Origin of the sequence: Nostoc sp. UIC 10630, from assembly GCF_010747425.1 — a bacterium.
Taxonomy (GTDB): domain Bacteria; phylum Cyanobacteriota; class Cyanobacteriia; order Cyanobacteriales; family Nostocaceae; genus Nostoc.
The window spans coordinates 1-23,372 of the sequence record NZ_JAAGOG010000136.1; the positions used below are offsets into that span (position 1 = coordinate 1).

The 23,372-nt window shown below is 40.9% G+C and carries 9 protein-coding genes and 1 pseudogene; 9 read left to right on the forward strand and 1 reads right to left on the reverse strand.

What is annotated here, in order from left to right; translation table 11 throughout:
• The 9 genes and pseudogenes from G1O98_RS39475 to G1O98_RS25900 all read left to right on the forward strand — a co-directional run.
• Positions 1-185, forward strand: a 185-nt coding sequence (locus G1O98_RS39475) for a hypothetical protein (RefSeq protein WP_207794509.1), incomplete at its 5' end; no start/stop codon positions are given.
• Positions 182-2,212, forward strand: coding sequence for a non-ribosomal peptide synthetase (locus G1O98_RS25865; RefSeq protein WP_163933841.1), 2,031 nt, complete (start codon positions 182-184; stop codon positions 2,210-2,212). The genes G1O98_RS39475 and G1O98_RS25865, both read left to right, overlap by 4 nt.
• A gap of 3 nt (positions 2,213-2,215) precedes the next feature.
• On the forward strand, positions 2,216-7,132 hold the full coding sequence (locus G1O98_RS25870) for a type I polyketide synthase (protein ID WP_163933843.1): 4,917 nt from the start codon (positions 2,216-2,218) through the stop codon (positions 7,130-7,132).
• 378 nt (positions 7,133-7,510) lie between these two features.
• Positions 7,511-8,662, forward strand: a complete 1,152-nt coding sequence (locus G1O98_RS25875; protein ID WP_163933846.1) for an acyltransferase — start codon at positions 7,511-7,513, stop codon at positions 8,660-8,662.
• 73 nt (positions 8,663-8,735) lie between these two features.
• Positions 8,736-12,017, forward strand: a complete 3,282-nt coding sequence (locus tag G1O98_RS25880; RefSeq protein ID WP_163933849.1) for a non-ribosomal peptide synthetase — start codon at positions 8,736-8,738, stop codon at positions 12,015-12,017.
• Positions 12,014-16,318 carry a non-ribosomal peptide synthetase gene (locus tag G1O98_RS25885; RefSeq protein ID WP_163933852.1) on the forward strand — a complete coding sequence of 1,435 codons (4,305 nt, stop codon included), beginning with the start codon at positions 12,014-12,016 and terminating at the stop codon, positions 16,316-16,318. The genes G1O98_RS25880 and G1O98_RS25885 overlap by 4 nt, the downstream gene beginning before the upstream one ends.
• Positions 16,319-16,691: 373 nt before the next feature.
• Positions 16,692-16,838, forward strand: a pseudogene (locus G1O98_RS25890) (DUF4114 domain-containing protein); the annotation flags it as partial.
• Between the two features lie 823 nt (positions 16,839-17,661).
• A complete protein-coding gene (locus G1O98_RS25895; RefSeq protein ID WP_163933858.1) occupies positions 17,662-20,670 on the forward strand; it encodes a peptidase domain-containing ABC transporter in 3,009 nt (1,002 codons plus the stop codon).
• A gap of 92 nt (positions 20,671-20,762) precedes the next feature.
• Positions 20,763-22,346 carry an HlyD family efflux transporter periplasmic adaptor subunit gene (locus tag G1O98_RS25900; protein WP_163933861.1) on the forward strand — a complete coding sequence of 528 codons (1,584 nt, stop codon included), beginning with the start codon at positions 20,763-20,765 and terminating at the stop codon, positions 22,344-22,346.
• 327 nt (positions 22,347-22,673) lie between these two features.
• Here the strand turns inward: G1O98_RS25900 and purQ are convergent, their stop codons facing one another.
• Positions 22,674-23,348, reverse strand: a complete 675-nt coding sequence (gene purQ / locus G1O98_RS25905) for a phosphoribosylformylglycinamidine synthase subunit PurQ (protein ID WP_163933864.1) — start codon at positions 23,346-23,348, stop codon at positions 22,674-22,676.
• Between the last annotated feature and the right edge of the window lie 24 nt (positions 23,349-23,372).

Here is a 23,372-nt window from a genome sequence, read left to right on the forward strand (position 1 = left end):
CTCTCAATATGAATTTTAGAACAAACCTTAGTATTTTTCACTCAGTAATAATTCTGATTTTGTATAGTTTAGTAGTAACATTAGCTGCATCGTTAAACTTGACATTTATTGAGTTAAAAATGCAGCACTACTTAAAAACTACAAGTTTTGCAAAAAGATTTATTTTTTGCGGAAATAAAATATGAAAGCAATAACTGATTCATTAGCTAAAAATAAAAATCAATTTCTGGTAACTGAGTCTCAAACATCATTATCATCAGATAATAACTTAGAACGATATAATTTAACATTACCTATCTTGAAAGAATCCGAAAAAGACCTACTGATCGAGTGGAATAAGACTCAAACGGATTATCCTCAGCAAGCGTGTATTCATCAGTTGTTTGAAGCACAGGTTGAGAAAACACCTGATGCTGTAGCATTAATATTTAATAATCAGCATCTCACCTATAGAGATTTGAATAGTCGTGCTAATCAACTGGCACAATATCTACAAACACTAGGTATAGGAGCAGAAACTCTTGTAGGTATCTGCATAGAGCGCTCCTTAGAAATGGTTGTAGCACTTTTAGCTATTCTCAAAGCGGGTGGAGCTTATGTACCGCTAGATCCAGGGTACCCACAAGAACGTTTAGCTTTTATGCTATTAGATACCCAGGTATCAGTACTATTAACTCAAAAAGAACTAGTTGCTAAATTACCTACTCATAGCGCATTTGTAATTTGCCTAGATGCAGATTGGCATACAATCGCCCAAAATAAAAAAGAGAACCTAAGCACTAATGTCACTGCTGAAAACTTGGCTTATGTCATGTATACATCAGGTTCTACAGGTACACCCAAAGGGGTTAGCGTTATCCATCGTGGTGTAGTTAGATTGGTCAAAGAAACTAATTATGCTCACCTCACGGCTGAAGAAATAATTCTGCAACTTGCTCCTATTTCCTTCGATGCTTCAACTTTTGAAATTTGGGGTTGCTTACTTAACGGTGGGCAACTAGTAATTTGCCCTCCTCATACACCATCATTAGAAGAATTAGGGCAGATTATTCAACAATATCAAGTCACTACTCTTTGGCTGACAGCCGGCTTATTCCATCTCATAGTGGATGAAAAAATTGATGCGTTAAAATCTTTGCGTCAACTTTTAGCGGGTGGCGATGTCTTATCTGTTCCCCATGTGCAGAAGTTTCTCCAAACAGTAGAGAACTGTCAGCTAATTAATGGTTATGGGCCAACTGAGAATACAACTTTTACCTGCTGCCATCTTATAACAGCGCCACTGCAACCAGGTGTATCTATTCCTATTGGTCGCCCAATTGCTAATACCCAAGTTTATATATTAGACAACAACTTCCAAGCAGTAGCAATTGGAGAAGTTGGCGAATTGTACATTGCTGGAGATGGATTAGCTAGAGGGTATTTGAATCGCCCCGAATTGACTGCCGAAAAATTTATTTCTCATTCATTTGATAACAATTTGGCAACCCGCCTTTACAAAACTGGAGATTTAGCTCGTTATCTTCCAGATGGCAATATCGAGTTTTTAGGTCGGATTGACAATCAGGTAAAAATTCGCGGTTTCCGAATTGAACTAGGGGAAATTGAGCGGGAGATTGCACAACATCCTGATGTTCGAGAAATTGTTGTTTTAGCTCGTCAGAATGAAACAGGTGAAAAGCAGTTGACTGCTTATATTGTTCCTCACTATAACAGTAAATATACACACAATAATTTACGTAGTTTTTTACAGCAGCAACTACCTCATTACATGGTGCCATCAGCGTTTGTGATGTTAGAATCACTGCCTCTAACCGCAAATGGCAAAGTAGATAGACATAAATTGCCAGCACCAAGTAGAGAACGTCCGCAACTGGAACAAGCGTACATTGCTCCCCAAACCGATTTAGAACGTTTGCTTGCAGGTATTTTATCTGAATTGCTCAAAATCGATCGCGTTGGGATTGATGATAATTTCTTTGATTTGGGAGGAACTTCAATCTCAATTCTACAAGTTGCTGCACGAGTCAAACAGGAACTTGGTATTGAACTACCTGCTGTGAAGCTATTTCAGTATTCAACGATTGGCTCTTTAGCAAAATATTTGCATTCAAACCAAAACAGCCAACCATCTCATGACAAGCTGCAAAATCGTGCTCAACGCCAACAAGCAGCTCAAGCTCGTCGCCGTAATCATCAACAAGGTGTTTAAGCAATGGTAAATATGCAAACCTCAGATAACCAAGATCCTATTGATGGTGTTGCCATTATCGGCATGGTAGGAAGATTTCCTGGCGCTGGCAATGTTGATGAGTTTTGGCGCAATCTGTGTGAGGGATTAGAGTCAACGACTTTTTTTCAAGATGAGGAATTAGATCCCAGCATTGACCCGAACCTTTGCAAAGATCCCAGTTATGTAAAAGCTAGAGGAATCATTCCTGGGGGAGAAACTTTTGATGCTGCCTTCTTTGGCATTAATCCACTGGAAGCTGTGATTATGGATCCACAAGCCAGAGTTTTTCTAGAGTTGGTTTATGAAGCTTTAGAAAATGCTGGTTATGAATCAGAATCTTTTGAGGGTTTGATTGGTTTATACGCTGGTTGTGGTCAAAATACTTATTTTGCTAACCACATTTCTGGACGCATGGAAATTGTCGATCGCATCGGCGAGTTCCAGACGATGTTAGCAAATGAAAAAGACTTTTTAACCACCCGTGCTGCTTACAAGCTCAACCTTAAAGGTCCGGCTGTCAGTGTTAATACAGCTTGCTCTACTTCTTTAGTAGCAATTATTCAAGCTTGTCAAGCCTTAAGCAGCTATCAGTGCGATATGGCTTTAGCTGGTGGTGTATCCATGACTACACCCCAAAATAGCGGTTATATGGCTCAAGAAGGCAGTATGCTGTCTGGAGATGGTCATTGTCGTCCCTTTGATGCCAGCGCTCAGGGCACAATGTTCAACAATGGTGCAGGAATAGTTGTCCTCAAGCGTTTAGAAGATGCACTCAATGAAGGCGATCGCATCTATGCCGTAATTCGTGGTTCAGGTATTAATAATGATGGCGCTGATAAAGTAAGCTTTACGGCTCCCAGCGTAGACGGACAAGCAGAAGCCGTTGCAATGGCGCAAGCTTATGCCAACTTCCACCCAGAAACCATCTCTTATATTGAAGCTCACGGCACAGCTACACCTTTAGGCGACCCCATTGAAATTGAAGCGCTGACGCAAGCATTTCGTGTGCATACAGATGCCAAACAATTTTGTGCGATCGGCTCTCTGAAAAGCAATGTCGGACATTTAGTTGCGGCGGCTGGGGTAGCAGGATTAATTAAAACTGTTCTTGCCCTCCATTATAAAAAGATTCCACCTAGCTTAAATTTTGAGGCTCCCAATCCCAAGATTGACTTTGCCAACAGCCCCTTCTATGTAAATACCAAACTAGCTGAATGGCCAGAAGGTGAAACTCCGCGACGAGCCGGTGTAAGTTCTTTTGGTGTCGGTGGAACTAATGCTCATATTGTGCTGGAAGAAGCGCCACAAATTCAAAATTCTGGATCTTCTCGTCCACAGCAGCTATTGTTGCTCTCGGCAAAAACTAGTACAGCCTTAGAAGCTGCAACAGCAAATTTGCAGCAACATCTCCAGTACAATGCTGAAATTAACTTAGCCGATGTAGCTTATACCCTACAGCGAGGGCGCAAAGCCTTAAATTATCGACGTAGTGTAGTTTGTCACGACATCACAGATGCGATCGCGGCCTTACAATCTTTAGATCCCAATCAAGTAAATACCCGCCATACAGAAATCCGTAATCCAGCCGTTGCCTTCATGTTCCCCGGACAAGGGTCGCAATATGTGGATATGGGACTGAATCTCTACAACCGCGAACCTGTGTTTCAGGAGGTAGTAGATGAATGTGCAGAAATCCTTAAACCATTACTGGGCGGTGATTTACGAAAAATTATATATCCCGCGCCAAGCGATCGCGAAACTGCGGCTATTGCCCTAAAGCAAACCTGCTTTACTCAACCAGCATTATTCGTCGTTGAATACGCTTTAGCGCAACTGTGGCAAAGTTGGGGAGTCAAGCCCCAAGCGATGATTGGTCACAGCATTGGCGAATTTGTCGCCGCCTGTATTGCGGGTGTATTCACCTTAGAAGATGCGCTGATGTTGGTTGCAAATCGCGGTCGCTTCATGTGGAACTTACCAGAAGGGGCTATGCTCTCAGTGCGCTTACCAGCCAAAGAGGTAGAGCCGCGATTGAGTCCAGAATTAGCGATCGCAGCAATTAATGGCCCTTCCCTATGTGTAGTTTCTGGCCCCACAGAGGCGATCGCGGCTCTGCAAAAAGAACTAGAAAGCGAAGAAGTTGTCTGTCGCCGTTTACACACCTCCCACGCTTTCCATTCCCCAATGATGGATGACATCATAGCCCCCTTTGCAGAGGTAGTTAGGAAAGTTAAATTATCACCTCCTCAAATTCCCTTTGTTTCCACAGTTACCGCCGACTGGATTACAGCCCAGCAAGCAACTGATCCGATGTATTGGGCTACACATCTACGTCAGACTGTGCGATTTGCGGAGGGGATACAAACCTTATGGCAGCAACCAGAACGCGTATTGTTAGAAGTTGGGCCGCGAATTACAACTACGACCTTAGCCCGCCAACAAGCAAAAGATATTAAACAACAGATAGCGATCGCTTCTCTGAGTGATAACGCTGAGAATGAAGCCGAATGGACAGCATTACTCAAGGCAGTAGGACAACTGTGGCTAGCAGGAGTATCTATTGACTGGAGCAACTTCTATCAAAGGGAAACGCGACAACGAATTCCTCTGCCTACTTATCCCTTTGAACGCCAACGCTTCTGGATTGATCCTTTACCTCATCCCAATCGCACAGCAACTCCCAAACCTTCAAATCCCCAGTTAGAAAAGACCCAAGATATGACAAAATCTCCTCAGCAAAAGCTTATTCCTCTGCTAAAAGAAATTATTGAAGAAACATCAGGATTGGAAATCGCTAGTGTTGACGATTCGACAACATTTTTAGAAATGGGATTAGATTCTTTATCACTGACTCAAGTGGGGCTAGCGTTAAAGAAAAAATTTCAAGTAAAGGTAACACTTAGGCAGTTACTAGAAATTTACCCCAATTTAGGAACACTGGCTGACTTTATCAATCCAGCTTTGTCTCCCGAAACTTTATCCGCATTAGGATTAACAGAAACCGTTACAGAACCAATTCCCGAAGTACCATTACCAGCACCTGCAACCACATCACCCACTTTGGTAGTGCATGAAGTTCATACAAATGGATCTGCACCTCAGATTTCTCCGCAACCTGCTGCATCCAGTTTCTTCGAAAATGTGATTAATCAGCAGCTACAAATCATGAGTCAGCAATTGGCACTATTGGGTAACAACAGTCAACCTGTAACAATCCCAGTTGTACCTGCGGCGACACCTCAAAATAATGATGTCAAACCACAAAATGCCGTATCTATCCCAGCTACTCAAACGAGCAAAGAATCACCTGCATCGGTAGAGACGGAATCAAATGGTGCTAAAAAGGCATTTGGTGCGGCTGCTCGAATTGAAAAAACTCAGACTAAAACTCTGACAGCGCAACAACGCAATCATCTAGATAAAATTATCCAAAGATATACAAAACGGACTCAAAAATCTAAAGAATACACTCAATCTCATCGCCCTTATTTGGCAGATCCAAGAACTGTTTCTGGCTTTAACCCGACGATGAAAGAGATGGTTTATCCCATCGTAGCGTCTCGTTCATCAGGTTCTAAACTTTGGGATCTTGATGGTAATGAATATGTCGATTTAAGCAATGGCTTTGGTTTGAATTTGTTTGGTTGGTCGCCACCTTTCATTACCGAAGCAATTGAAGCGCAACTGAAACTAGGCATGGAAATTGGGCCGCAGACTCCCTTGGTTGGAGAAGTGGCAAAGCTGATGTGTGAGTTGACCAACTTTGACCGAGCAGCCTTTTGCAACACAGGTTCAGAAGCGGTTTTGGGAGCGATGCGGATGGCACGCACCATCACAGGGCGTAATTTAATCGCCATCTTTTCGGGGGCTTATCACGGTATTTTGGATGAAGTAATTGTTCGGGGGACAAAAAAACTCCGGTCAATTCCTGCTGCTCCTGGTATCCCACCTGAAATGGTAGAGAACATTTTGGTGGTGGACTACGATTCACCTGAGTCTCTAGAAATTCTTAGAAGTCGGGCTGATGAATTAGCAGCAGTGATGGTTGAATCTGTGCAAAGCCGTCGCCCTGAATACCAGCCCAAGGAATTCCTTCAGCAATTGCGTGATTTCACGGAAGAAGCTGGTATTGCTCTAATTTTTGATGAAATCGTTACCGGATTTAGAATTCATCCAGGTGGCGCTCAGGCACATTTTGGTATCAAAGCTGATATAGCAACCTACGGCAAGATTGTGGGCGGTGGACTACCGATTGGAGTCATTGCTGGAAAATCGCAATATATGGATGCTTTAGATGGTGGATTTTGGCAGTTTGGGGATGACTCAGTTCCAGAAGTTGGCGTGACTTACTTTGCCGGCACTTTTGTCCGCCATCCTTTAGCACTAGCAGCCGCCAAAGCAGTACTTCAACATTTAAAACAGAGTGGCCCCAGCTTGCAGCAAAATCTCAATGCAAGAACCGATAAGTTTGTAGCGGAACTTATGGGCTATTTCCAGAAAGTTCAGGCTCCGTTTACAGCTTATAACTTCGGCTCCCTGTTTATGGTGAAATCTGCACCAGAGTTTCCTTATGGAGACTTACTATTTTATTTACTGCGGGATAAGGGAGTGCATACTTGGGATCACCGTCCTTGCTTTTTGACAACAGCTCATTCCGAAGCCGATCTAGCTTTTGTAATGGCAGCCTTTAAAGAAAGTATTGCCGAAATGCAGTCTGCTGGCTTTTTGTCTGCACCGCCCATAGAAGTAACAAACACTGAAGTTACCAATAACAGCCTACGTAATCGTCCTCCGCAACCTAATGCCAAATTAGGACGAGATCCCCAAGGCAACCCCGCCTGGTATATCCCCGATACCGAGCGACCTGGGAAGTATTTACAAGTTGCAAGTGTTTCCTGAGTACTTTAAAAAATTGGCGTTGCTGATTGAAAGTATGAAGCCATATCAAAAAATGTCAATTCCTACTCCAATTCAGCAACACCAAAAATTAACTGTGTTTGCAAATATTAAATACTCATCGATTAGGGATTTTTATATTAACTGATAATCTACTTAAAGCTGGTTCAAGTCAGTCCTAACCAGATCATAGTAGAAATTAAAAGCTAAAATTTTGACAGATTTGATATAGCAAAATAATTATTATAAATAGCGTGGGCAATGCCTAGCAAAATCATAATCTGGTGAACAATGTTTAGCATACTTGTATTTCATAAATCCCATGAAACCATCAATATTATCCTAAAAATATCTAACTGTTTATATTCTTGAGATAATTCAATGCCAAAAATATCAATGTATAACCAAATCAATTCGCTCACTGCTCTGCGCGGTATTGCAGCTTTGGTTGTTGTTGTACATCATTTTTCATATTACACTTTACCTAAAACTGGTTCAACTTTATCAGAATATAGCAATTTTTTTCGTAATGGATATTTGTGGGTTGATTTTTTCTTCATTCTGAGTGGTTTTATCATGACCCACATTTATATTGAAGATTTTTCATTAAAAGTTAATTCATCTAAATATCGTTCATATTTATTGTCGCGTTTTGCCAGAATTTATCCTTTACATATATTTATTCTATCTCTATTTATCGGATTAGAAATTTTAAAAATATTTTTACTAGATAATTCTGCTTTTACTGGCAAATTTAACTTAACTGCCCTTTTTGCTAATATTTTCCTTCTCCAAGCATTCGACTTAAATTGCCCACCTTTATTTTGGTGCGATACTTATTGGAATGAGCCAGCTTGGTCAATTAGTGTAGAGTTTGTTATTTATTGCATATTTCCCTTTTTCTTGTTTTTATTATTACGAAATAATGAGAAAAATGATTTAAAAATTTATGCTTTTGCTCTCTTCAGTATATTACTACTAATCGCTTTTACCCGTGGAAATCTAGATAGTATTATTGGCATACCTTCCATAGCTAGGTGCGGGCTAGAGTGCATACTCGGCATTATAACTTATAAAGTCTATCGCAGAGGTAATTATAGAAATTATTTTAATCTTAATTTACTAGCAATTATAGCTATAACTTGGATAGTTCTGATTATGAATTACTACTGGAATTATTGGCGTAGTCTTCATGATTGGCTAATTTTGCCAGCTTTTTCTATCCTAATTTTAGCTGTATCTATCAACAATAATAGTGTAATATCAAAATTTCTAAATTCACGGTTAATGCTGTATTTCGGGACTATATCTTACTCGATTTACATGGTTCATTGGTTTGTTCAAGAATTGTTAAAAACATTATGGATTTATAAATTCCACCATGCTTTTGGCAAAGAATTCACAGAATATCAAGCCTTGACATCTCTAGGAGTATTTCTTATGATTATCATATTGGCTGCATCATTGACATATAGATTTGTAGAGGTTCCAATGCGTAATTATTTAAAGTCTACAATCTTGGCTAAACAATGAATTTAAATGCCAATATTTTGCCAAGAAAAAATTAAATTTTACTTTGAATAAACTGAGAAAATAATAGAATTTTATGAGCTTATTACCTGTAGATTACCAATCCAGTTTAACTGCGGTTGATTTTGATCCATTTGCAGATGGAGAATTACTTCTAACCGCCCCTGCCACAGAATCACAAAAAGAAATCTGGGCTTCTGTACAAATGGGGGATGCTGCCAATTGTGCTTATAACGAGTCCCAATCTCTGCGGTTAAAAGGCGAACTTGATGTCAAAGTTTTCCAGTCTGCGGTGGAAAAGTTAGTACAACGTCATGAAGCACTGCGGACAACTTTTAGCACCGATGGCAATACACTCTGCATTGTTGCTTCTCGGCAAATTGAAATCCCTGTTATTGATATTTCTAACCTGGAACCACAAGAACAACAGGAAAAATTAGCTAGTATCTTGCGACAAGAGGTAGAGCAACCTTTTGATTTGGAACATGGTCCGCTATTTCGGGCAAAAATTGTCAAATTGCAGGCGCAGGAGCATCTAGCTACTTTGACAGCACATCATATTATTTGTGATGGTTGGTCTTGGGCAGTGTTGATGCCAGATTTGGGTAAACTTTATTCTGGCTTGCAACAGGGTATTGTTCCTGAATTGGAAGAACCAGACAATTTAAGTGAATATGCGATTTTGCAGGAAGAAGAGGCGGATAGTCCAGAAGCGATCGCCACAGAAAAATATTGGTTGGAACAATTCGCTGACACTGTACCTGTGCTGGATTTCCCCAGCGATCGCCCCCGTCCACCACTCAGAACCTTTAATGCTGCCCGCGAAGATTGGCATTTAAGTCCCGAACTAGTTGCCAACCTCAAACAACTAGGGACAAAACTCGGTTGTAGCTTTATGACTACTATCCTAGGAGGATTTGAGGTTTGGCTGCACCGTCTGACGGGACAAAACGACTTGGTTGTAGGTATTCCAGCCGCCGGACAAGCCGCTTTGGGGCAATATAATCTCGTAGGACACTGTGTAAACTTATTACCATTGCGTAGCCAGATTGATGGTGAAAAATCTTTCAGTGACTATTTGCGATCGCGGCGATCGGCTGTCTTAGATGCTTACGATCATCAACAATTTACCTTTGGCAGTCTGGTCAAAAAATTAGTTTTGGCACGGGATTCTAGCCGCATTCCCTTAGTTCCCATTACATTTAATATCGATCAGGGTTTAGATAGTGATAAACTCCCTTTCACTGGATTGGAAGTAGAATTTTTCTCTAACCCCCGCGCTTTTGAGAATTTTGAACTGTTCATCAACGCCACAGAATTACATGGTCAGATGACCCTGGAATGTCAGTACAACACTAATTTATTTGACGCTGACACTATTCGCCACCGGATGGCAGAGTTTGAAACTTTGTTATTGGGTATAGTTGCTAACCCCAATCAAAGTATTGCTAAATTGCCAATTTTACCAGCAGTTGAGCAACAGTTATTAGCAACATGGAACCAGACACAAACAGACTATCCCCAACATAAATGCATTCATCATTTATTTGAGGAGCAGGTAGAACGCACCCCTGATGCTGTGGCTTTGGTATTTCAAGAACAACAACTTACTTATCGAGAGTTAGATATTCGCGCCAACCAATTAGCGCAATACCTACAAACATTAGGAGTAGGTGCAGATGTTCTTGTGGGGATCTGCGTTGATCGCTCCTTAGAAATGGTAGTAGGTCTTTTAGGCATTCTGAAAGCAGGTGGAGCTTACATCCCCCTAGATCCGGGGTATCCGCAAGAACGTTTGGCTTTTATGCTTTCAGACACCCAGATCAAATTACTGTTGACTCAAAAACAGCTAATTGACAAACTACCTGCTCACGCAGCAAGTGTAATTTGTTTAGATACTGACTGGGATACTATCAACCAAGCAACACCAGAGAATTTAATTAGTAATGTCAAGGCTGACAACTTGGCTTATGTAATGTACACATCTGGTTCTACAGGTCAGCCCAAAGGTGTTAGTGTTATCCATCAAGGTGTAGTTAGATTAGTCAAAGAAACTAACTATGTAAGCCTTACTAACAAAGAAGTATTTCTGCAAATTAGCCCTATCTCTTTTGATGCTTCAACTTTTGAAATCTGGGGTTGTTTGCTTAATGGTGGAAAACTAATAATATTCCCTCCCCATACGCCATCTTTAGACGAATTAGGGCAATTTATTCAGCAATATCAGGTGACAACATTATGGCTAACGGCGGGTTTATTCCATCTAATAGTCGATGAAAAAATTGATGCTTTAAAACCCTTATGTCAACTGTTAGCAGGTGGTGATGTTTTATCCGTTACCCATGTCCAGAAATTTATCAACACAGTAGAAAACTGTAAACTAATTAATGGTTACGGTCCGACAGAAAGTACAACTTTTACCTGCTGTTATGACATTACAGCACCACTAAAGCCAGGGGCTTCTATTCCTATTGGTCGCCCCATTGCTAATACCCAAGTTTATATATTAGACTCCCATTTACAACCCGTCCCAATTGGAATCACAGGTGAGTTGTATATTGGTGGCGATGGTTTAGCACGAGAATATTTCAATCGCCCGGATCTTACAGCTGAAAGATTTATTGCCAATCCCTTTAGCTCAGATACTCAATCACGCTTATATAAAAGTGGAGACTTAGCTCGCTATTTGCCAGATGGAAAGATTGAATACCTGGGTCGGATTGACAATCAGGTAAAAGTGAGCGGTTTCCGCATAGAATTGGGTGAAATTGAAATTGCACTTTTGCAATATCCGGCAGTAAAAGAAGCGGTAGTAATTGTTCGAGAAGATGCTCCTGGTGAGAAAGTGCTGGTTGGTTATTTTGTAGCAGAAACTAGTCAAGATAACCCGCAAATAATCTCCGAGTTACGTCGATTCTTAAAACAGCAGCTTCCTGAGTATATGGTGCCCAAGATTTTTATGGCACTGGAAGCCTTGCCGCTAAATGCTAACGGCAAAGTTGATCGTCGGGCACTACCAAAGCCTGATTCTTTCCGTCCAGAACTGGAAGCAAATTATGTAGCGCCTCGCACTGCCATTGAGCAGCAGATTGCAGATATCTGGACACAGGTTTTAAATGTCAGGCAGGTTGGGATTTACGACAACTTTTTTGAACTGGGTGGATATTCTCTACTAGGAATTCAAGTGGTTTCTCGACTGCGCCAAGCCTTGCAAGTAGAAATTCTCATGTCCAATTTATTTGAATTACCAACGGTGGCAGAATTGGCTGAACGAGTGGAAACTCTGCGTTGGGCCACCCAAGGAGTTCAGGCTGCTGATAGTGAAACAGCTGATGATTACGAGGAAGGTGAGCTATGAAAACATTAGATGAACTACTCTCTGAACTACGTCAGCGCGATGTCAAACTTTGGCTAGAGGGCGATCGCTTACGCTATCGGGCAGCAAAAGATAGTCTCACACCAGAATTGCTCACCGAGTTAAAAACTCAAAAAGCCGAAATCATTAACTTTCTGCGACAAATTACTACAGCCGCCAGTTCACAGATTCCCCCAATTGTCGCTTGTGAACGGAATGGCAACTTGCCGCTTTCCTTTGGTCAGCAACGGATATGGTTCCTGCATCAATTTGAACCTAATAGTTCCTCAAATAATATGCCCGTTGTGGTGCGTTTTACGGGGAATCTCAATGTTGCTTTCTTAGAGGAAAGTTTGAGAGAAGTTGTCCGCCGCCATGAAGTTCTGCGGACAACTTTTCCCGCCGTGAATGGCAAGCCCACTCAAGTCATTGCCACCGATGTTTCCTTGATGCTGCCAATAATTGACTTGCGGCAAATACCAGATGAACAACGGGAGGCAGAAGCTCTCCTACTGGCAACTAAAGAAGCTCATCAACCCTTTGATCTAGCCAATGGGCCGATTTTGCGGTTGCTGCTGCTGCGATTGAGCGATCGCGAGCATCTGCTAATCTGGAATATGCACTGCATAGTTTGTGATGGAGCTTCTTCTGATATATTTTATCAAGACTTCACTACCATCTATAAAGCATTGTCGGCGGGAAAGGCTTCTCCTTTAACTCCTTTACCAGTGCAATATGCCGATTTTACCAATTGGCAATATCAGTGGCTCCAAGGAGAGGTTTTAGAGTCACAGGTAAACTACTGGAAGCAAAAGCTAGAAGGCAATTTACCGATCATTGAGTTACCTTACGATCATCCGCGTCCTCATGGTGTGCAGACATATCGAGGCGATCGCGCTGCCCTGCTGCTATCAAAGACGCTGAATCATGCCCTGACAGACCTGAGTCAAAAATGGGGTGTTACCCTTTTCATGACTCTCCTGACAGTGTTTGAGCTATTGCTCTACCGTTATTCTGGACAAGAAGATCTACTGATTAGCTTTGCAAGTGCAAGTCGGGGACAAGTAGAAACCGAGCGGCTGATTGGATTTTTCTCTAATACTCTTGTAATGCGGGGTAACTTAGCAGGAAATCCAACTTTTCGACAATTGTTAGACCGCGTGCGTAAGGATTGCTTAGAAGCTTATACCCATCAAGACTTACCATTTGAGAGACTAATTGAAGAACTTAGACCAGAACAACAAAGTCGGAACAGTTCGCCTTTATTTCAAGTAAAGTTTTCCCTCAATCCTCCTTGGTCAAACGGTCGTGGTATGGGAGCATTGCAACTACCTGATTTGACTATTACTTCTCTATTTGGTTACATCTATCATGGTAAAACCAAATACGATCTGACATTAGTCTTACGGGAACAGGATAATGGTCTAGGTATGGTATTTGATTACAATGCCGAGATGTTTGATGCCAGTACCATAGAGCGAATGTTGGGACACTTCAAAACTTTACTAGAAGGCATTGTTGCTAATCCCGATCAGCCGATATCTGAATTACCTCTGTTGACAGCACCTGAACAGCATCAATTATTAGTTGACTGGAATGGCAAACAGGCTGATTATCCACAGAAGACTTGTATTCATCAGTGGTTTGAGGCTCAAGCTAAACGAACTCCAGATAATATTGCAGTAAGTTTTGAAAATCAGCAACTAACCTATCAGGAACTCAACCAGCGTGCAAATCAATTAGCGCACTATTTGCAAACTCTAGGGGTAAAATCTGGGGTACTCGTCGGTCTTTATGTAGAGCCTTCGCTAGATATGATTGTGGGGCTGTTGGGTATTTTGAAAGCTGGGGGAACTTACGTATCCATAGCTCCGACATCTGGGCAAGATAGTCTGTCTTTCATTTTAAAAGATGCCCAAATATCCGTAGTGTTAACCCAAAGCTCATTGGTTGAGAAGTTCTCTGAGCATCAGGTAAAAGTTATCTGTGTGGATAATGATTGGGAAGCGATTGCACTACACACAACGGAAAATCAAGATTACTATACCACAGATCAAACTCTCGCCTGTGTGATGTATGTATCCGGCGGCAATGGAAAACCCAACGGTATAGCCATTACCCACCGTAATCTTGTCACCCACAGCCTAGCAATCAGTGACACTTGGGAGTTGATCCAGAGCGATCGCCTCCTACTCTCACCTAGTATCACTTGCAATTCTTTTATAGAATCATTATTTCCCACTTGGATTGCTGGTGCTACTGCAATTATACAGTCTCAAGAGCTACAAAACTCGACGACGCAGTTTTTCCCATTCATTGCTCAACAACAGATTACCGTTGTTAATCTATCTACGTATTTTTGGCATCAGTTAGTTAAAGAGCCGTCTCTATCTCCACAAACCTTGCCAGTCAGCTTGCGCTTAGTCATGGTTGGTGGAGAAAAAGTCTCACGTAATGCTTATTTAACTTGGGTAGAAAAAGTTGGCAAGCAAGTACGTTGGCTTAATGCCTATGGATCGCTAGAAACGACTTTAACCGCCACGGTTTACGATCCGGCAACTGCCACTGAAGCCAGTAACACTCGGTCAGAAATTCCTATAGGGAGAGCGATCGCCAATACCCAAATATACATTCTTGATCGGCGATTGCAACCCCTGCCAATTGGCGTTACTGGCGAAATCTACATTAGTGGTATCGGTATTGCACAAGACTACTTTAACCGTCCCGAATTAACATCTGAGAAATTTATCCCCAATCCCTTTAGCAGCGAATCCGGGTTATACCTTTACAGAAGCGGCGACTTTGGACGCTACTTAAGTGACGGCAATATTGAGTTTATTGGTGGCCGAGATAATCAGGCTAAAATTCGCGGTTTTCGGATTGAGTTGACAGAAATTGAGACAATTTTGGCTCAATATCCAGGCGTGCAGAACGCTGCGGTGATTGCCAGAGAAGATATTTCTGAGGACAAACATTTAGTTGCTTATCTTGTTCCCAAACAAGACGAAACGATTGGGAGTGAGCAACTACTGAGTTTTCTCCAGCAAAAGCTACCTGAGCATTTGTTGCCTACCTTTGTCATAGTTGATTCTCTGCCGTTGAATGCTAATGGTCAAGTTGATCGTCAAGCCTTACTTGCTCTTAATCCAACTAATACTAAAAGAGAAAAAATATTTGCTACAGCAGAAAATCCATTACAACTTCAATTAACAGAAATATGGGAAAATGTTTTAGGAATTCATCCGATTGGAATAACAGATAACTTTTTTGATTTGGGTGGACACTCACTACTGGCAGTACGTCTATTTTCTCAAATTGAAAAGATAGTAGGCAAAAATCTAGCTCTATCTATCCTTTTGCAAGCTCCAACTATTGAGCAGTTAGCTAATATTGTTGAGCGAGAAATATGCTTAAAACCTGGGATTGCGGCGGTGCCAACAGCTGATGTCAAATCTGAAACATCAATTCCTTGGTCATCTTTAGTAGCTATTCAGCCCAACGGTTCTAAGCCTCCTTTCTTCTGTGTACATGGTTTGGGTGGAGAAGTTCTACGTTTTCGTGAATTGGCTGTGCATTTAGGATCAGATCAACCATTTTATGGACTACAACCACAAGGGTTAGATGGAAAACAGCTTCCTTATACCCGAATTGAAGACATGGCAGCGCACTACATTCAACAAATCCAGACTATTCAGCCACATGAGCCTTATTTAATCGGTGGATACTCCTCTGGCGGTATAATTGCTTACGAGATGGCTCGACAATTGACCATACAAGGTAAGGAAGTAGCTTTGTTAGTTCTATTTGATACTTATGGTTCAAAAAATACTGAATCTCTATCATTGCAAAAGCCAGCCTCTCATGATTGGAAGAGTCTTTTAGCAATTGCATCTAACTATCTTATTGAGCAGGTAAAAGGAAATACAGAACGGTTTAAGTATCAAATCAAAGAGATACTCTGGCGGTTTGTCTTTTACTTTCACTTGATTCTTGGTCGCCCCTTACCTTACTCCAACCGGAAATTTATGGTGGAACATGCCACTATACAAGCGCTAAGAAAATATGTTCTACAAGTTTACTCAGGTAAAGCAACCGTATTCCGAACAGAAGATGGTCTTGTAGTTGGACAACGAGAGGCTGATTCCAAAATGGGTTGGGGTAAATTGGCATTAGGGGGAGTGGATATTTATGATATTTCTGGGATTCATAATTCCATTTTTAAAGAACCCCATGTACGATCTGTGTCCGAAAAAATGAAGTCTTGCATAGATCAAATTATTGCAGAAACCATAGGAAAGAAGTAACTCAGTGAGGTACAAAACTTAAGTCTTTAAGCCAGATATAAAAGCTATTTTGACCCGCTCAAAGTTCTTTCTGAATTGTGTAGTTATAGCTTTCCAACCTCATCTCACTTGCGAGATGGGGTTGTTTTATTTGCGGGTAATAAATTACACTGGCGACTTGATATATGTGTAAATGCGATCGCTAAAAAACCTTTGCATAAGTACTAGACTATAGCTTGGTTAGTGTATTTACTGAGGATTAAATGAAACTTAAGTAAGTAGGCGTAAATAATTGTCGTTGGGATAAGGCAATAGGCAATCTTGCTACAGTCAATAGCTATAAGGGTTTTGAACACAACAGTGGCAATTAAAAAACTATTAACAGGTTTACTTTACATTCTTGGGCGCTAACCTCGATAAGACAGATCACATTCGCCTGTTGGGGAATAACACCTTTGGTTTTGAGGATCTACCAAATGGTGGTGATAAAGATTACAACGACATGATTTTACAGCTAAATTTGAGTGTCAGTACTGTCTAATATTAAGCACGAGTAATTACTTAGATAAATCAAATAACCTCATCCCAGTTGCGAGATGAGGTTTTTTTATGCACCGCTATTAACGAGACTTAATATGGATTAAACTAGTGAATTTACTGAAGGCAATTATTGTCTTTCCTTCATAAATTTAATAGTTGATTCCTCTAGGGTCATAATAAATCTTCACCTTTGATTTTGCAGTTAATTTTTATTAAATTAAGCTACCAAAAAAGTAAGAGATAATTCTTTCATAAATTCGGGTATGGCACTGTTTAACAAGGAAAGTTCACTATCCTTGGTCATTAGTGATTTTGTCAATCCCTATATTCAAGAAGATGTAAAAAATAATTCAGAAATTTAAAGTTTTTTTTATTACATAATTTTTAACTAGGGTATTTACTTAGGAAGGCATCTGTGATATTTTCATGTTGATTATCATAAATTAAAATATGCGACACTAAATTTAACAAACACCTTTATGTGCTTTGGTTTGATGATAAGTAGAGTATCCATCTTGCATATTTGCGATACTTAAATATTGATTTTAATTTTGTATAAATTATGTGTCGTTAACCAAGTGATAACTTGTCCTCGATCTATTTACATTATGCTTTGGTTTGAGAAACGCATAACAATCGTAACCGTGTGATATAAATACAGCTCTAAAATTAGACGAAACTATCCTCTGTACTATTACATGTTTAGGCACCTGAATGGTACAGAAGTCTTGCCACTACTAGCATAAAACCAAACACTACCACTGTTAGTAAAAGAGATACTCCCTAATATTTTCGACTTAATTGCTCACTTTTAGTTGTTTTATATGACTTATATTAAGAACACTTTTCCCGAATTTCTTACTACCATAGAAGGGTTTGAACAGTTACCCGATGGAGCGATCGCTAATCTATCAGAACAACTGCAAGCCTGGCGCTATCGCATAGGTCAAAAAATCATTGGTAAAGAAAGTCTCCCGGAACGCATCACCATTATTTATGAGGGACAAGTACGCCTCTTGGGATACGATCCCCAGACGCAAATGCCAATTACCCTAAAATTGCTGCAACCTGGAGAAATTATTGGTGAAATTAGTTTGTTGCGCGATGTTGCCTGCGAGACTGCGATCGCCTCTACCGAAGTAGTATGTTTAACCTTGAGTGCATCGGCATATTTTAGTTTTCTCGCTTCATACCCAGCTTTTGCCGAAGCCCGCAAGAATCGCACTTATTTGATAGAAGTTTTTGATATTCTCGCCTCCTATTGGCAAAAGCAAGCGATCGCAACTTTAAATCTCAGAGAACTGACAGAAAAAGCCTTACCGCAGGCAAAAATCCATTACTTACCTCCAGGAAAAACTGCATTTAACCAACTGGATAGCGCAAGGGCCTGGTTTGTAAGTGGCGGTGGTACAGTCACGAATTTATCACCTGGCGATCGCCTAGAAGCAGACGACGACCGAGACAAGATCCAGGTCATAGGTCAAAACCCTTCAAGGTTGCTTGGTATCCATCCGTCAGATTTGATCTTAGAAGATAGTCATGAGATAGTACTGGCGGTAAATAACACCCCAGTAGATAGCCAAAATGATGATGAATTAGATATCCCTTACGCATCAGACGAAATCGTTCCCCAGACAGTTCCCGATACCTCAAAGAGTTCGTCAAAACAAAAATACCCGTTTTTTAGTGGTAAGGGAGAATTAAACACAGCCTTCGCCTGCTTCCAAATGATCGCGAAGCACCTAGAAATACCGTTTCGTCGAGAAGTGGTTCGCCGCATCTTAACTGAGCAAGTCAAACGTCAGGGTCTTATATCGTTTCAAGTTACTGCTTACCTGGCAGAATTAATCGGACTTAAGGCGCAGTTAATAGAAATACCAGTCTCCTCAGTAACGCGTATTCCTACACCGGCATTGATTCGCTATGGTGATAATTTTGCAGTTTTATATGCGGCAGATGCAAATACGGTGGTTGTTGGTGTCCCATCCAAAGGAATTGTGCGCTGTAAACCTGCTCAATTGGTTGAACAATTAGATGTTGATCCAACCAACTTTCCGCCCCAAGCTAGAGTATTACTGCTCAGTGCTACCAACCAAACACCCCAAGAACGTTTTAGTTTACGGTGGTTTCTGCCATATTTGTCAAAGCACCGTCGAGTGTTGATTGAGGTTTTTATCGCCTCCTTTTTCGTGCAGTTGGCAGCATTAGCAAATCCTCTGGTAGTTCAGTTAATTATCGACAAAGTTATCACTCAAAATAGTATTGGCACACTACATATTTTGGGGATTTTACTATTAGTAGTCGGATTATTTGAAGCAGTACTGACTACCTTACGAACTTACTTATTTGTCGATACCACTAACCGGATCGATATGGGTTTAGGGTCGCAAATTATCGACCACTTATTACGTTTACCACTGCGTTATTTTGAACGCCGACCGGTGGGTGAACTTTCCACTCGCATCAACGAATTAGAAAATATTCGCCAATTTTTGACTGGTACTGCCTTAACAGTGGGATTAGATGCTCTGTTCTCGGTGGTGTATATCGGTGTAATGCTGATTTACAGTTGGCAACTCACCTTGGTAGGCTTAAGCACAATTCCCGTGTTTATCGTGATTACCTTAATTGCATCTCCCACCATTAGCAGACAGTTACGTGCTAAAGCCGAACGCAATGCCGAAACTCAATCTTATTTAGTGGAGGTGATGTCAGGAATTCAAACCGTAAAAGCGCAAAATATTGAATTGCGATCGCGCTTTTCTTGGCAAGAGCGTTACGCTCGGTTTGTCGCTGCTGGTTTTAAAACAGTTGTAACTTCCACCCTCGCGAACTCCACCAGTAACTTTCTCAACAAACTCAGCAGTTTACTAGTTTTGTGGGTAGGAGCTTATTTAGTCCTGCAACAAGAATTAACTTTAGGCGAATTAATTGCCTTTAGAATTATATCGGGTTACGTCACCAGCCCAATATTACGTTTAGCTCAACTCTGGCAAAGCTTCCAAGAAACAGCCTTGTCTCTAGAACGTTTAAGCGATATTGTCGATACGCCACAAGAAGGAGAAACAGACCGCTACAACATACCCTTACCGACGATTAAGGGAGCAGTAAAATATGAAAATGTTTCCTTTCGATTTGGGACGAGTGGCCCTCTGCAACTTTCCAACGTCAACCTCGAATTTGCGCCAGGAAAATTTATTGGCATCGTCGGACAAAGTGGATCGGGTAAAAGTACGATGATGAAATTGCTGCTGAGACTTTACGAAACTGAGTCCGGCAGAATTTTGATTGATGGTTATGATATTGCCAAAGTCGAACTTTATTCACTGCGACGACAAATTGGCGTAGTTCCCCAAGAAACATTGTTGTTTGACGGTAGCGTTCAAGAAAATATTGCTCTGACGAATCCCGATGCGACAACCGAAGAAATAATCGAAGCGGCTCAGGTTGCGTGCGCTCATGAGTTTATTATGAACTTGCCCAACGGTTACAACACGCGCGTGGGAGAACGGGGTTCTGCACTTTCAGGTGGACAACGACAAAGAATTGCGATCGCTCGTTCTGTGTTACAACGACCAAAATTATTAGTTTTAGATGAAGCAACTAGCGCCCTAGACTATCCCACAGAACGGCAAATATGTCTCAATTTAGCCAAAGCATTTAAGGGTGATACAGTATTTTTTATTACCCACCGACTAAACACCGTCAGTAATGCAGACATGATTGTTGTGATGGATAATAGTAGGGTTATAGAACAAGGTAGCCATCAAGAACTAATGGCTACTAAAGGTCATTATTATTATCTGTATCAGCAACAAGATGTGAATTTATAGTTAGTTATTATTGGCGGCATAGCATTACATAATTTGAACAGTGTTCACCCAAGAAGAAATCCAAAATCTAAAATCCAAAACCCAAAATCGTTATGACTCAACTTAATGGGAATCACCACAACGGCAATCAGAAAAACGGGAATCATAAAAATGGAGTCAAACAAGATTCACCGGTACTTACAAAACAACAGAAAGCTGCTCAAGAGTCTTTAATTAACTCAAGGAATGAGGAATTTGAGCAAGCAATTGTCTTGCGTCAATCTCCAGTTTGGTCGCGGGCAATTATGGTTACTCTCATGGGGTTAGCCTGCTTTGGAATTACTTGGGCTTATTTTGCGAAAATTGAGCAAGTAGTGCCAGCAACAGGTCAATTAAAGCCGCAAGGAACAATAAAAGAAGTTCAGGCTCCTGTTAGTGGAGTTGTGAAAACAGTTAATGTTAAAGATGGACAAGAGGTAAAGCCAGGAGATTTGTTGCTGACTTTTGATTCCATAGCCAGTGTTGCCGAATTAAATTCTTTGAATAAAATTCGTGTTGCATTAATTAAAGAAAATCAAATTTATCGGCGATTAATGGGGGCAACTACTGCCGGGGGATCTGAACTTTTATATTTGCGCGGTAATTTGCCACAAGAAACTGCTTTTCTACTGAAAAGTCGGGTAGCGTTAGTAGAAGAAAATGACTTATTACGGACTCAATTAAGAAATTCTGGTCGAGATTCTACTTTAGGAATTGATGAGCAACAACGTCTCCGAGTTGCCAAAAAAGAATTAGATTCTCGTTCTGCTGCGGCGCAGTTGGAAGTAGAAAAAATCAAAAAACAACTAGCTCAAAATAAATTTAAGCTGGAAGATAGTAAAGCGAGTTTAGCCATTCAACAGGGTATTTTAGATAAATTGAAAATATTATCAGAAGAAGGTGGTATTTCTCAACTTCAGTATCTCAACCAGCAACAAGAAGTACAAAACCGCACGGCGGAAGTAGCACAACTAGGTGAGGAAGAAAAACGCCTCCAGTTTGATATAGAGAAGAGCCAACAAGAATTAAGCAATACGGTGGCTGTTTCTGATAAAAACGTTTTGGATAAGATAGCTGATAACAAACAGCGTATTGCTGCAATTGATAGCCAATTCATGAAAGTTATCCTAGATAATGAACAGCGTTTGGCAGATGTCAATAGTAAAATCTCTCAAACACAGTTAAACGTTAAGTATCAAGAACTTCGTGCGCCTGTAGCTGGAACAGTTTTCGATTTACAAGCGAAAAATCCTGGATTTGTAGCGAACCCGACGACAAAAATGCTGCAAATTGTCCCAAAGGAAAACTATATAGCTGAAGTTTTCATCACTAACAAAGATATCGGTTTTGTGCGAAAAGGCATGAAAGTAGATGTGAGAATTGATTCTTTTCCTTACAGCGAATTTGGCGATATCAAAGGGGAAGTGATGGGGATAGGATCAGACGCATTACCGCCAGATCAAACACATCAGTTTTATAGATTTCCGGCAAAAATTTCATTGGATAAACAATCTTTAGTAATTAAGGGTAAAAACGTCACATTGCAATCAGGTATGTCAATCAGTGCCAACATAAAAGTACGCGAGGAACGGACTGTGCTTAGTTTATTTACTGAGTTGTTTACCAAGCAAATTGATAGTCTTAAAGAGGTACGTTAAAATAATTCGTAATTGATAATTCGTAATTCGTAATTGAATTAGTTGGAGTTAAAATCTGCAACTAATTGTAGACCGCTAATTTTAAATAATTTTAAAAAAATTTGGCTATTTACTCCAACCATTTTAATTACGAATTACGAATTAGTAATTGTGTTGAAAAAGCGGGCAGGGGAATACTGGCTCTTGCGTTAATTTGTAGAAGTGATATCTACGATGGACTGTTTCGTGATGCAAATTCTAAAACTTGATGTGATGGAGTGATCGCTATCTTTAGAAGAATCTTCATTTATCTTTCAGAAAGCGATCTCGCCCCATATTTGCTCTAGGCTAGGCTAATGCAGCTACCTTCTCTAACAAGCCCTGAAAGAGCCTTAAGCCATCACTATTACCCAGCATTGCGTCAGATGCCCTTTCTGGGTGCGGCATCATTCCCAACACATTGCCCTTACGATTGCAAATCCCGGCAATGTTGTTCAGTGAACCGTTGGGATTCTCCCCTTCATAACGAAACACGACTTGCCCGTTATCTTCAATTTCTGCCAGAGTAGCTTCATCCGCGTAGAATCGTCCCTCTCCGTGGGCAATAGGCAAAGTGATAACTTCACTATTGGTATAGGCTTGCGTCCATAAGAGATTGGTACGCTCAACTTTTAAGGGGACGCGATCGCAAATAAAATGCAAATCCCGATTTCTGGTTAACATCCCTGGCAAAAGTCGAGCTTCAGTTAATACCTGAAAACCGTTACAAATACCAATGACAAACTTACCCTTTTGAGCATGTTCAACAACCTGTTGCATCACGGGTGAAAAACGTGCGATCGCACCGCAGCGCAGATAATCCCCGTAACTAAAGCCACCAGGGATGATGACGACATCCAAATCAGCAATGTCTGTTTCTTGATGCCAAACCATGCGAGTTGGTTGTAAAAGCAAATCTCTGGTTACATAAGCAACATCGCGATCGCAATTAGAACCTGGAAAAACAACAACACCAAATTTCATGATTGGGGAATGGGGAATGGGGGA